Source organism: Rhodococcus sp. WAY2 (genome assembly GCF_009859915.1).
Classification (GTDB): Bacteria; Actinomycetota; Actinomycetes; order Mycobacteriales; family Mycobacteriaceae; genus Rhodococcus_F; species Rhodococcus_F oxybenzonivorans.
In genome coordinates this window covers 4,871,663-4,883,702 of the sequence record NZ_CP046572.1, presented here as the reverse complement: position 1 = coordinate 4,883,702, position 12,040 = coordinate 4,871,663, and the positions used below count along the sequence as shown (strand labels likewise).

14 protein-coding genes are annotated in these 12,040 nt (G+C 65.4%); 8 read left to right on the top strand and 6 right to left on the bottom strand.

The window, feature by feature from the left end; translation table 11 throughout:
- Window positions 1-64: 64 nt before the first annotated feature.
- A complete protein-coding gene (locus tag GFS60_RS22125) occupies window positions 65-766 on the bottom strand; it encodes a cation diffusion facilitator family transporter (protein WP_159924622.1) in 702 nt (233 codons plus the stop codon).
- Window positions 766-1,095 carry an ArsR/SmtB family transcription factor gene (locus GFS60_RS22120; RefSeq protein ID WP_201453419.1) on the bottom strand — a complete coding sequence of 110 codons (330 nt, stop codon included), beginning with the start codon at window positions 1,093-1,095 and terminating at the stop codon, window positions 766-768. The genes GFS60_RS22125 and GFS60_RS22120 overlap by 1 nt, the downstream gene beginning before the upstream one ends.
- Before the next feature lie 103 nt (window positions 1,096-1,198).
- On the opposite strand from GFS60_RS22120, the gene GFS60_RS22115 reads away from it, so the two are divergent.
- Genes GFS60_RS22115 through arsA form a run of 6 tightly spaced genes read left to right on the top strand, consistent with a single transcriptional unit; the run spans window position 1,199 to window position 5,770 of the window.
- Entirely contained in the window at window positions 1,199-1,588 is a 390-nt protein-coding gene (locus tag GFS60_RS22115) for an ArsR/SmtB family transcription factor (protein ID WP_159924618.1), read from the top strand.
- Entirely contained in the window at window positions 1,585-2,697 is a 1,113-nt protein-coding gene (gene arsB / locus GFS60_RS22110; protein WP_159924616.1) for an ACR3 family arsenite efflux transporter, read from the top strand. Before GFS60_RS22115 ends, arsB begins: the two co-directional genes overlap by 4 nt.
- Window positions 2,698-2,726: 29 nt before the next feature.
- On the top strand, window positions 2,727-3,137 hold the full coding sequence (locus GFS60_RS22105; protein WP_159924614.1) for an arsenate reductase ArsC: 411 nt from the start codon (window positions 2,727-2,729) through the stop codon (window positions 3,135-3,137).
- 15 nt (window positions 3,138-3,152) lie between these two features.
- Entirely contained in the window at window positions 3,153-3,569 is a 417-nt protein-coding gene (locus GFS60_RS22100) for an arsenate-mycothiol transferase ArsC (protein ID WP_159924612.1), read from the top strand.
- Between the two features lie 20 nt (window positions 3,570-3,589).
- On the top strand, window positions 3,590-3,991 hold the full coding sequence (gene arsD / locus GFS60_RS22095; protein ID WP_159924610.1) for an arsenite efflux transporter metallochaperone ArsD: 402 nt from the start codon (window positions 3,590-3,592) through the stop codon (window positions 3,989-3,991).
- A 15-nt stretch (window positions 3,992-4,006) separates the two neighbouring features.
- A complete protein-coding gene (gene arsA, locus GFS60_RS22090; protein WP_159924608.1) occupies window positions 4,007-5,770 on the top strand; it encodes an arsenical pump-driving ATPase in 1,764 nt (587 codons plus the stop codon).
- A gap of 40 nt (window positions 5,771-5,810) precedes the next feature.
- On the opposite strand, the gene GFS60_RS22085 is transcribed toward arsA, so the two are convergent.
- Window positions 5,811-6,584, bottom strand: coding sequence for an alpha/beta hydrolase family protein (locus GFS60_RS22085; RefSeq protein ID WP_159924606.1), 774 nt, complete (start codon window positions 6,582-6,584; stop codon window positions 5,811-5,813).
- Window positions 6,585-6,733: 149 nt separating this feature from the next.
- Here GFS60_RS22085 and GFS60_RS22080 point away from each other — a divergent pair, with 149 nt between their 5' ends.
- Window positions 6,734-7,933 carry a Fic family protein gene (locus tag GFS60_RS22080; RefSeq protein WP_159924604.1) on the top strand — a complete coding sequence of 400 codons (1,200 nt, stop codon included), beginning with the start codon at window positions 6,734-6,736 and terminating at the stop codon, window positions 7,931-7,933.
- A gap of 246 nt (window positions 7,934-8,179) precedes the next feature.
- Here GFS60_RS22080 and GFS60_RS22075 read toward each other — a convergent pair whose 3' ends face one another.
- The 3 genes from GFS60_RS22075 to GFS60_RS22065 form a co-directional block, all read right to left on the bottom strand.
- Window positions 8,180-9,079: an alpha/beta fold hydrolase gene (locus tag GFS60_RS22075; protein WP_159924602.1), complete on the bottom strand. Its 900-nt coding sequence runs from the start codon at window positions 9,077-9,079 to the stop codon at window positions 8,180-8,182.
- 136 nt (window positions 9,080-9,215) lie between these two features.
- On the bottom strand, window positions 9,216-9,860 hold the full coding sequence (locus tag GFS60_RS22070; protein ID WP_159924600.1) for a TetR/AcrR family transcriptional regulator: 645 nt from the start codon (window positions 9,858-9,860) through the stop codon (window positions 9,216-9,218).
- Window positions 9,857-11,332 (bottom strand): MFS transporter, encoded by a 1,476-nt coding sequence (locus tag GFS60_RS22065; RefSeq protein ID WP_159924598.1) that lies wholly within the window; start codon window positions 11,330-11,332, stop codon window positions 9,857-9,859. Before GFS60_RS22065 ends, GFS60_RS22070 begins: the two co-directional genes overlap by 4 nt.
- 527 nt (window positions 11,333-11,859) lie before the next feature.
- On the opposite strand from GFS60_RS22065, the gene GFS60_RS22060 reads away from it, so the two are divergent.
- Window positions 11,860-12,015, top strand: a complete 156-nt coding sequence (locus GFS60_RS22060; protein WP_236603242.1) for a hypothetical protein — start codon at window positions 11,860-11,862, stop codon at window positions 12,013-12,015.
- Window positions 12,016-12,040 lie beyond the last annotated feature (25 nt).

Below are 12,040 nucleotides of genomic sequence, written 5' to 3'. Positions count from 1 at the left end.
GCACCCGGCGGACACTCACGACCTCCTCGATTACGCCGCGGCGGCGATCTTCGAGCGCCTCACTTCAGTCTCCGCAGCACTCGGAGTCATTAGTCGCGGCATCGGGGGTGGGATTGACCGGTGCGGCGCAGCAGCTCTCTCCCTTCCAGGCGTTGACCCCTTCCTTGACCGCGATCACCGCGATCACCAGCGCAGCAACCGGATCCGCCCAGGACCAGCCGAACAGGCTGTTGACCAGCAGGCCCACCAGTAAGACGGCGGACAGATAGGTGCACAGCAGGGTTTGCTTGGAGTCCGCGACCGCGGAGAGGGAGCCGAGTTCACGTCCGGCTCGCCGTTGCGCCCAGGACAGCACCGGCATGACCGCCAAACTCACAGCAGCCAAACCGATTCCGATAATCGAATGTTGCGCTTCGCCCAGCCCCATCAGCGACCGGAGAGCGTCGACGCTCACATACAGCGCGAGTCCGAAGAAGGAGAAAGCGATGATCCGCAGCGCGATCTTCTCGCGCGCTTCGGGATCCTTGCCCGCAAACTGCCAGGCTACGGCGACCGCCGAGGACACCTCGATCACGGAGTCCAGCCCGAATCCGATCAGCGCGGCAGAGGACACCCTAGTGCCCTCGGTCAACGCGATGACCGCCTCGATCACGTTGTAACTGATCGTCGCGGCCACCAACCACCGAATTCGGCGCGAGAGCAACTGGCGACGATCCGCCGACAGACCGGGTGGCCGCATCCCCGGGGTGCCGAGATCTGACGCCATCAGCAGCACCCGTCGGAATCCGCCGTCGGGCAATGGGACGGATCGACGGCCAGGACCAGACCGATCAAGTCGTCGAGCGCACGCCCGATACGAGGATCCGCCAGTTCATAGCGAGCCCGTCGCCCCTCGGGAACGGCGACCACCAGGCCACAGCCCCGCAGGCACGCCAGATGATTCGACAGGATCTGCCGCGACACCCCGATCTGCTCGGCCAACTCGGACGGATAGCCCGGCGCTGACCGCAGACGCAGCAGGATCTGCGTGCGCGTCGAATCCGACAGCGCGTACCCGAAACGGGCAAGTGCATCACCGTGCACCAGAGTGTCCACACCCAAACGATACATCTGTTTCTGTATCCAGAAAAGCATGTACCCAAGCCCATTCGTCGACTGTTCATTTGTGGACTGATTCGATGTCTGTCAATATCGACTTATGTCGAATCAGGAACTGCCGGAGAGTGGTGTGTGTTGCTCACCGCTGGTACGCGAACCGTTGACGGAGGACTGGGCCGGCGATCTGGCCCGGATGTTCAAGGCCCTCGGTGACCCGGTCCGCCTGCGCCTGCTCAGCCTCGTGGCCTCTCACGCAGGTGGGGAGGCGTGCGTGTGCGACATCTCCGAAACATTCGACCTGTCCCAGCCGACGATTTCCCATCATCTGAAGGTGCTCCGGTCGGCGGGACTGCTGGACTGCGAACGCCGCGGCACCTGGGTCTACTACTGGGTGGTCCCCTCCGCGTTGCAGCAGCTGTCCGCGGTGCTGCTCACCGAAGGTGGACCCGTCGTGCCATCCGAGACATGCGCGGCGGAGGTGCCGGCATGAGCGAGGCAACCACCACCGAACACCACCCGGCCGTCGTCGGCAAACTGTCTACTCTCGACCGATATCTGCCGGTGTGGATCGGCGTCGCCATGGTGGCCGGGCTGCTGCTGGGCAGGATGATCCCCGGTCTGGGTGATGCCCTGTCCGCGGTGGAGGTCGACGGAATTTCCCTGCCGATCGCCCTCGGTCTGCTGATCATGATGTACCCGGTGCTGGCCAAGGTCCGCTACGACCGTCTCGACACGGTCACCGGCGACCGCAAACTCCTCGTCGGGTCCCTCGTGCTGAACTGGGTCCTCGGCCCGGCGCTGATGTTCGCCCTGGCCTGGCTATTGCTGCCGGATCTGCCCGAGTACCGCACCGGCTTGATCATCGTCGGGTTGGCCCGCTGCATCGCCATGGTGATCATCTGGAACGACCTCGCCTGCGGTGACCGCGAGGCCGCCGCCGTGCTGGTGGCGATCAACTCGGTGTTCCAGGTAATCATGTTCGCCGTCCTCGGCTGGTTCTACCTCTCGGTTCTGCCTGGTTGGCTCGGCCTCGAGCAAACCACTATCGACACCTCTCCGTGGCAGATCGCGAAGTCGGTGCTCATCTTCCTCGGCATCCCGCTGCTCGCCGGCTACCTGACCCGCCGCTACGGCGAAAAGGCAAAGGGCCGTATCTGGTACGAGTCCAAGTTCATCCCCCGCATCGGACCGTGGGCGCTCTACGGGCTGCTGTTCACCATCGTCATCCTTTTCGCCCTGCAGGGCGAGCAGATCACGTCCCAGCCGCTCGACGTCGTCCGCATCGCGATACCGCTACTCGCCTACTTCGCCATCATGTGGGGTGGCGGCTACGCCCTCGGCGCCGCAATGGGTCTCGGGTACGAGCGCACCACTACCCTGGCGTTCACCGCCGCGGGCAACAACTTCGAACTCGCCATCGCCGTCGCCATCGCCACCTACGGCGCCACCTCCGGCCAAGCACTCGCCGGTGTCGTCGGCCCACTGATCGAGGTGCCAGTCCTCGTCGGACTCGTGTACGTCTCGCTCGCTCTGCGTAAGAGATTCGCCGAGCAACGCACGCCCACGCCAGCCGTGACGCTCGACAATCACGACTCCTGATCGACACCTACCTCTGAAAGGCATTTCGCATGGCTTCCCGACCCAGCGTGTTGTTCGTCTGCGTCCACAACGCCGGCCGCTCCCAGATGGCCGCCGGATTCCTCACCCACCTCGCGGGTGATCAGATCGAGGTCCGCTCCGCCGGATCCGCCCCGGCGGAGACCATCAACTCCGCCGCTGTGGAGGCCATGGCCGAGATCGGCATCGACATCTCCGGCCAGTCCCCGAAGATTCTCACCCCCGACGCCGTCCAGACCTCCGACGTCGTCATCACCATGGGTTGCGGCGACGCCTGCCCCGTCTTCCCTGGGGTCAGCTACCGCGACTGGGCACTCGAGGACCCGGCCGGTAAGGGCGTCGAGGCGGTCCGTCCGATCCGCGACGACATCCGCTCCCGGGTCGAGGCGCTGATCGCCGAACTCGTTCCCGCCACCGCCTGAGACGGGGACCGACCGATGACGAAACCCTCCGTGTTGTTCGTGTGCGTGAAGAACGGCGGCAAATCACAGATGGCTGCCGGGCTGATGCGAAAAGCAGCCGGCGACGGCGTCGACGTGTACTCCGCCGGAACCAAACCCGGCACCGCCGTCAACGCCCTGTCCGCGGAGTCCCTGCTCGAGGTCGGTGTCGACATCGCCGGTGAAACTCCGACACCCGTTGACCCGCAGCTGGTTCGAGACGTCGATGTGGTGGTCACCCTCGGCCGCGAAGCACACGTCGACCCCGTGGACGGGACCAGGTTCGAGAACTGGGACACCGATGAGCCGTCCGACCGCGGCATCGACGGGATCGAGCGGATGCGCCTGGTCCGCGACGACATCGCCGCCCGCGTCGATCAGCTCGCCGTCCAACTCCGCACCACCCAGCCCTGATACCCGAGGAGAACCTGCTCGTGAGCACCATCGAAATTTTCGAACCCGCCCTGTGCTGCAATACCGGCGTCTGCGGCGACGACGTCGACCAGGCGTTGGTCACCTTCTCCGCCGACATGGACTGGGTCCGCTCCCAGGGCGGAGACATCGCCCGGTTCAACCTGGCCAGCGAACCCCTCGCATTCGCCGAGCGGGAACCGGTCAAGGCGTTCCTGCAGGTTTCCGGATCCGAGGGTCTGCCGCTGGTACTCGTCGACGGGGTCACCGCGCAGACCGGCCGCTATCCCAACCGCGCCCAGCTCGCCAAGTGGGCCGGACTTACCGAGGCCCCGTCCGCGGCTCCGGCCGGGATCGCCATGCTCGGGCTCACCGACGCCGGATCTTGCTGCGCCCCAGACGACAACAGCTCCAGCTGCTGCTGAAAGGCTTTGCCTGTTATGAAGTTTCTCGACTCCCCGCCCCGCTTCCTGTTCTTCACCGGTAAGGGCGGGGTCGGGAAGACTTCCATCGCCTGCGCCGCAGCTATTCACCTCGCCCGCGCCGGCCGCAAGGTCCTGCTGGTGAGTACCGACCCGGCGTCGAATGTCGGGCAAGTGTTCGGGCTGACCATCGGCAACACCATCACCGACGTTCTCGCCGTGCCCGGATTGTCGGCGCTCGAGATCGACCCCGAGCAGGCCGCCGACGCCTACCGCGAACGCATCATCGGACCCGTGCGTGGACTGTTGCCGGAGAAGGAATTGGCGTCGATCACCGAGCAGCTGTCGGGTTCGTGCACCACCGAGATCGCTTCGTTCAACGAGTTCACCGCTCTGCTCACCGACCACGACGCCGTCGCCGACTTCGATCACGTGCTTTTCGACACTGCCCCCACCGGGCACACCATCCGGCTGCTGCAACTGCCCGGATCGTGGACCGACTTCCTGAACGACGGAAAGGGCGATGCCTCCTGCCTGGGCCCGATGTCCGGGCTCGAAAAGCAACGCAGCATCTACGCGGACGCGGTCGCCGCCCTCGCCGACCCGCAGCGCACCCGGCTGGTTCTGGTCGCCCGGGCGCAGCGATCCCCGCTCGCCGAAATCGCCCGCACCTATACCGAACTCGCCGACATCGGGCTCACCCACCAGTACGTCGTGATCAACGGTGTCCTTCCCGCTCCCGAGGACGGGGACGAGCTCGCTGCTGCGATCTACCGGCGCGAACGGGCTGCCCTCGATGGTCTTCCCCGTGAGCTGTGCGCTCTGCCGTCCGACCAGGTCGAGCTCAAGCCCACCAACATGGTCGGCATCAGCGCACTCGAGAGCCTGTTCACGGCGAATCCTGACGCCACGCCGCAGGCCATCGCAGCAGAAGCAACACCGGTGCCGCAGGCGCCGCTGTCCGCCCTCATCGACGAACTCGCCGACGCCGATCACGGGCTGATCATGTGCATGGGCAAGGGCGGGGTCGGCAAGACCACCCTCGCCGCCGCGATCGCTGTCGCCCTGGCGCAGCGAGGACATGACGTGCACCTGACCACCACCGATCCGGCTGCCCATCTGACCGACACCCTCGACGGACACCTCGCGGGCCTCGAGGTTTCTCGGATCGATCCGGCCGAGGCCACCGCGCAGTATCGGGATCGAGTGCTGGCCACCAAAGGCGCCGCCCTCGACGAGCAGGGCCGCGCCACCCTCGCCGAGGATCTAGCCTCCCCGTGCACCGAGGAAGTCGCCGTCTTCCAAGCCTTCTCCAGGGTCATCCACGAATCTCGGCGCAAGTTCGTCGTCGTCGACACCGCCCCCACCGGACACACCCTGCTACTCCTCGACGCCACCGGGTCCTACCACCGGGAGATCGCCCGCCAGATGGGTGACAGCACGAATTTCACGACTCCGTTGATGCGGCTGCAGAACCCGGAGGAGACGAAGATCCTGTTGGTTACCCTCGCCGAAACCGTTCCGCGGCTCGAGGCCGAAGGCTTACAAGCCGACCTGCAACGCGCAGGAATCACGCCGTGGGCGTGGATAATCAACAACTCGCTTGCCGCCGCACAACCGATGTCCGACCTGCTCCGGCGGCGGGCTGCGGCGGAGCAATCGGAAATCGATGTCGTCGCGCACCCGCGGGTCGCGATCGTTCCGATGCAGCCCACAGAGCCGGTTGGCGAAGCGGCGTTGACCGCGTTGGTCGAACCTGAGGTGTTCGGGCTGGCGACCTAGCCGCCTGGAACCGGCCAACGGTCGTCGCGCTATCGCATGCTCACGACTGCTTCGTGAAGAAGGCCACGATGTCGTCGACGCGGAAGTGGTCGGGCGACACGTGTTCGCCGCTCACGACGATCAATTCCGCGGCCATCGACGCGGCGCGCAGCCGTTGCACCCACGGCCCGGTCACTTCGGCGATGTTCGCCACCGCATCCTCCGGCGACGCGTACACGCGGATCGGCACGCCCGCATAGGCATCCGGCTCGTGGCGGACGGCATCCCATGCTTCAGTCTTCGACTCCAGGTCGCGCCCGTCGGCCGACAGCCCGTACGCCGCCGCGAGGGTGTCGCGGCCATGCTCTCCCCGCTCCCACACCGCCCGCATCGACAATGACGGAGCGACCAATACAGCTCCCGCCCAATGTATTTCCCGCAGGCGTATCGCGTTGGCGGCGGTGGTGGCCCCCATCGACTCGCCGATCAGGAACCGGCGCGACACCGGCCACCGGCACGACACCCAGTCATGGAGGGCACCCAACGCGTCCTGGGCATCTCGGTTTCCCCACAGATCGCCGTGCAGGTAGGGGCTGACGACGACAAACCCGGCGTCGAGCAGACCGTCGCGTACGCCGGCCCGTTCATCGATCGACGTTTCATCGGCCGTGCGTCCGTGAAGGTAGTAGACGGCTGCGGACGGTGCCGCACCCTGCGGCACCAGGACGAGCGCGCGGTCACCGGATGCCGGAATGGTTACCGCGTACTCGTCGTACCGCGTGAGGCCGGCCGTGCGCCGCTCGAGCGGCACGGCGGATTCCTCACGAGCTCTCATGCGGTCACGCTAACAAGGAGGCTCTGATCCCGCTGGGTCACAACCTGGCGAACACCCAGCGGTTTACGTCTGTTCATCATGATCCGTTTCCCACAAAGTTCACTACTCATACCATTGGATAAATTGCTAACCAATAGTATGGTCCGCGTATGACATCGGTTGATGACGGACAGCGATGGCCGCCCGTCGCCTACGAGGACCATCCCTGGGTCAGCACCACCGCCGACTACGGATCTCGACGCGAACGTCGCCTCACCGCCGGCCCCTACCGCGCGGCGGTACCGCCATTCATCGCGAACCGGACCATCTCACTGAACGGCGAACTACAGGCGGTGACGGAGGAAGCGGCAACCGAACTCACCCGCTTCGACGCCGAGGTCGGCCACATCACCGCCCCGTTCGCATCCATTCTGCTGCGCACCGAGAGTGCATCGAGCTCGGAGATCGAAAACCTCACCAGCGGAGCACGCCAGATCGCGCTGGCGGAACTCGGCGAGCACGCCTCCCGTAACGCCCGCCTGATCGTCGGAAACGTCCGGGCCATGACCGCCGCATTGGAGTTGTCCGACCGCATCGACGCCGACGCGATCCTGCAGATGCACCGGGCACTGCTCGAACACGGCGATCCGAACACCGCCGGCCGATTGCGGCAACAGCAGGTCTGGATCGGCGGCGGAAGCCTCGGACCACACACCGCACAATTCGTCCCCCCACATCACGACCGCGTTCCCGAACTGATCGACGACCTGATCGCCTTCGCCAACCGGGTGGACGTACCCGTGGTCGCCCAAATAGCGGTCGCACACGCACAGTTCGAAACCATCCACCCGTTCCCTGACGGCAACGGGCGCGTCGGTCGCGCCCTTATCCAGGCGATGCTGCGCGGCGGGCAGCTCACCCGGAGCGTCGCCGTACCGGTGTCCGCGGGCCTGCTGCACGACACCGCCACCTACTTTCAAGCCCTCGGCGAGTACCGGTCGGGCAACCTCGAGCCGATCGTGCAGTCGATCGCGGAAGCATCATTCGCCGCCGTCGCGAACGGCCGCACCCTCGTCCGGGACCTGGAATCGGTTCGAGCCGACTGGCGCACCCGGGTGACGGCACGACGAGACGCCGCGGTACACCGCCTCGCCGACCTCCTCCTTCGCCAACCGGTCGTCCACAGCAAGCTCGTCACTTCCACGCTGGGGGTCACCGGCGCCAACGCGCAAATCGCGATCGACCGCCTGGTCGACGCCGAAATTCTCACCCAAATCACCGACGGACGACGCAACCGGATCTGGCAAGCCAAGGACGTCGTCCGCGTCCTCGACGAATTCGCCGCCCGCGCCAAACGCCGCCGAGGATGAATGCGGTGGGTTCTCACTCCCCACTGTGGATTCAGGGCACTGCAACTGCGCCGATCCAATACACGATCCCCTGATGTGGTCGTCCCGACAGCTCCGTCCGGTACGGCACATCCACGCTTGCCGACCCACTCGCATGTGATCGCCGGGCGCCGCGCTCGCCGGTGACTGGCAGACGGCCCCCGACTCTTGTGCAGCGGACCGTGTTGGCGCACCTGTTATTCCCCACCGAGGCCGCTGTATTTTGTATCAGTGACGCGATGCGGCAACGTCTTCGTCGAGGAATTCCTTCAATCCCCCACTGAAGACATCATTGTCGTCGCCGGCAACCATATGACCGGCCCCGGCAACATCGATCAGTGTGGCGGCCGGAATCAGCTCGAGCAGTTCCTGGGCGCCTTCTTCACTGACCACATTCGATTGCTTGCCACGAACGAGCATCGTGGGCACGGAGATCGCCGCGGCGGCGTCCCGGGCGCGTTCATAGCGCACGATCGAATCCGCTTGGCGGGTCGGTTCGTCACCCTGGCGCAGGAACGCCGGATCCCAATGCCAATACCAGCGACCATCACGCAGGCGAAGGTTCTTGCGCAACCCTTGCGGGTTGGGCTTGCGGACCCGGTTCGGGGTATACGCTGCGATCGCCGCTGCAGCGTCGTCGAGGCTGCCGAATCCATCGAGGCCGCTGCGCATGAAGTCCATTATTTCCGCGGTGCCGGCCGTTTCCACCTTCGGTGCGATATCGACCAAGACCAGACCGCGCGCGAGTTCCGGGTTCTCCCCTTGCCCGATCAACGACGTCATCCCGCCCATCGAGGCACCGACGAGTACCGGCTTCTCCCCCAGCTCGCCGATGATTAAGGTCAGGTCGGCGACCAGCGCATCGATGCCGTAGTCCCCGTCCGGCGCCCACTCACTGTCTCCATGCCCGCGTGCGTCCAGCGCGATCGCGGACCACCCGTCCGCCGCGAGGCTGCGCCCGGTGTTTCGCCAGGAATGCCGGGTCTGCCCGCCGCCGTGCAACAACAGGACCAAACCTTTCCTGTCGGCGCCTGATCCGCCGGCATCAGCCGTCGGTGGATCCCACCGGTCGGCGGCAAGGGTGACACCGGCACCACGGAATTCGGACTGTGTGACTACGGAATTCATCAAGGTTCCTCACCAACATTTGTCGAGTCGAGCATTCTCCACCATGTGCACCACGGGGTGAACGGAGTTTCACCTCGCGTTCGTTGCGACGAAAGATTTCGCCGCGCACCCCGGCCGGGAACGGACGCAAAGGCCGTTATCGAGTGTCGAGCAGTTCCTTGATGTGCTCGACATGCTCGGAGTTCATCGGTGGCACTCCGAGTGTCTCTGCGCCGGGCCGCAATCCCGCGATCATCACGGCCAGGATTCTCCGCCACGCGGTGTCGGTGACGCCGCGGGTCGTCGCGACGACACCGCGCAGGGACCACAGAACCAAATCCAGGTCCGCGTCCGTGGCATCCTCGCGGATCCGGCCGTGCCGCTTGGCCTGCGCCAGCAACTCGACCAGGATCTCACGATATTCATTCTTGAGAACCGTGGTCTCGTCGTCATTCCACATACGCGACAGGCATCCGCGGTTCGACGCCAGGATGGCACCGCTGCCGTAAAGCAGCTGCTCCAGCCCCTCGCCCACCGGCGCGGAACGGGCATCCCGGGCCAGGGCCACGAAGTCCTCGAGCACCTGGCGAACCAGTTCACTGATCAACGCATCCTTGGTGGGGAACCGGCGGTAGAGGGTGCCGACGCCGACGCCGGCGACCCGGGCGATCTCGTCGACACCCACATCGAGGCCGCGCGCACTGAACACGGTCGCCGCCGCATCGAGGAGCCGTTGCCGATTCTCCGCGGCGTCGCGGCGCAGCGCCTTGCCACTCTCCTGAACGCTCACATCGGACCTCATTCGGATTCGTCGCCCACCAGCGTGCCTGCGGCGACCATCGCGAGCTCCGGGTGTCGCAATTCGGACGACTGCTCGAGATTGGTGCTCGTGTTCCGCTGAATTGCCGGGATGAACAGGGCCGCGACCGCGCCGAGACCCACCGCGACACCCAGCATGAGGAATCCGTGGGTGTAGCCGGATTCCGGCGGAACCCCCGACGAGGGCGCCCCGGCGGTGACAACGGTGGCCATGCATGCCGCCCCCAGTGCGCCGCCGATCGTGCGGATGTTCGCGTTCATGCCGCTCGCGACACCCGTCTGTTCCGGTGGCACCGCGGCGACGACAACATTCGACATCGCCGAGAAGGCCAGGCCGAAACCGATCCCGACCAACGACATGGCGATGTAAATGTCTATCTCGGTTTCGTGCCGAAACGCCACCATGAAGTACCCGACCGCACTGACGATCGACCCGGCGATCAGCAAGTTTTTCGAACCCAGTCGCGCCGCCAGGCGGCCGGAGGCGAGTCCGAGCGCGAACATGCCCACGCTCACCGGCAGCAGCATCAGACCCGACTCGGTAAGCGACGCACCGAAGCCGTATCCGGCGAACGTGGGTGTCTGGAGAAATTGCGGCAGGAAGCCGAACGCGGCGTACATGCCGACCCCCATCAGCAGCGCTAACAGGTTGGCGGCCCAGACGCTGCGGATCCGCATCATCGTCATGTCGATCAGCGGGTTGGCCGACCGCGATTCCACCGTCACCCAGACCGCCACGATGACCGCGGCAGCCACCAGCAGCCCGATGACGATCGGGGAACCCCACCCCCACGCGGGCGCCTGACTCACCCCGAGCAACAACGCGACCAGCCACCCCGACAGCAACAGCGCGGTGAGCCAGTTGATCTTCCCGGCAGTGCGAAAACGGGATTCGGGGATCAGGATCTGCGCGGCCAACCCCGCCAGCACGACCATGATCAGCGGAATCCAGAACAGCCAGTGGTAACCCAGCACGCTCACTATAGGACCGGCGAGGACGATACCGAGACCGGCGCCGACAGCGGTGAGCGCGGCGATCATGCCCACCGCTCCCACCACTTTCTCCTCCGGGAACTCGTCACGAATGATCCCGAAGGCCAACGGCAACACCCCGCCCCCGATCCCCTGGATCACCCGTGCCGCAATCATCACTGACAGCGACGAGGCGAGGGCTGCCAGCACTGACCCCACCGCCAGCGAAACAAGGGCCACCACGAACACCCGCTTCTTGCCGTGCATGTCACCGAGGCGTCCCATCACCGGAGTGAAGATCGACGCCGACAACAGGTAGGCAGTCAACACCCAGGTGATATCGGCCTGTGTCGTACCCAGCGCCGCCTCGAGCGTGGGCAGCACCGGGATCACCAGCGACTGCAGCAGGGCAAAGGCACCGACACCAACAGTCAGCACCGCAAATGTCAGCTGATAATGCGCCCGCCGTGAAGCGGTTTCCATAGATTCTCCCTACCACAACCGGAGCGCTCACTCCGCATATAGAAAAAACTTAGCAGCCCTAATCGCAATCTGCCTACTCTGAGCGCAGCGTCACATAGGCGCTTCATCGTCTGAGCGACGACTATTTCCGCGCGGTGTTTCAGGCTTCGCAACGAGGGTCGACTACGTGGCCCTAGCAGGCGTGGTCCCTGCGATCTGAGTCCAGACGAGTCACGTCGCAGATACGCGCGATGAGCGAGCATCGCTGCGCGCTGACCCCGGCAGGCCCCTCAACCTCGGGATTTCGTCCTACACCGGGTGAGGGCGTGTAAATCACGGAAGTGCCTGCCTGGTAGTGGATTCTTGACTTGTCGACGGTCAAGGTCCGCCACTCAGAGAGGAGCTCCGCAGGGGAAGACTAACCCCTATCCGAGTCTGGTTCTCGACCGCGGCCGCGAGTCGTTGATCTCGTCGTCGGGAGCGCTGCTGCTGCGCGAGTCCGTCCGGGTCGCGGGGTTGGACCGTGCCTTGTCCGCAGCGTTCGCTCCGTGGCGGCCATCGCGATCGATCCACGATCCAGACGAAGTGACGCCGAAATCCTCACCCAAATCACCGACGGACGACGCAACCGGATCTGGCAAGCCAAGGACGTCGTCCGCGTCCTCGACGAATTCGCCGCCCGCGCCAAACGCCGCCGACGATGAATGCGGTGGGTTCTCACTCCCCACT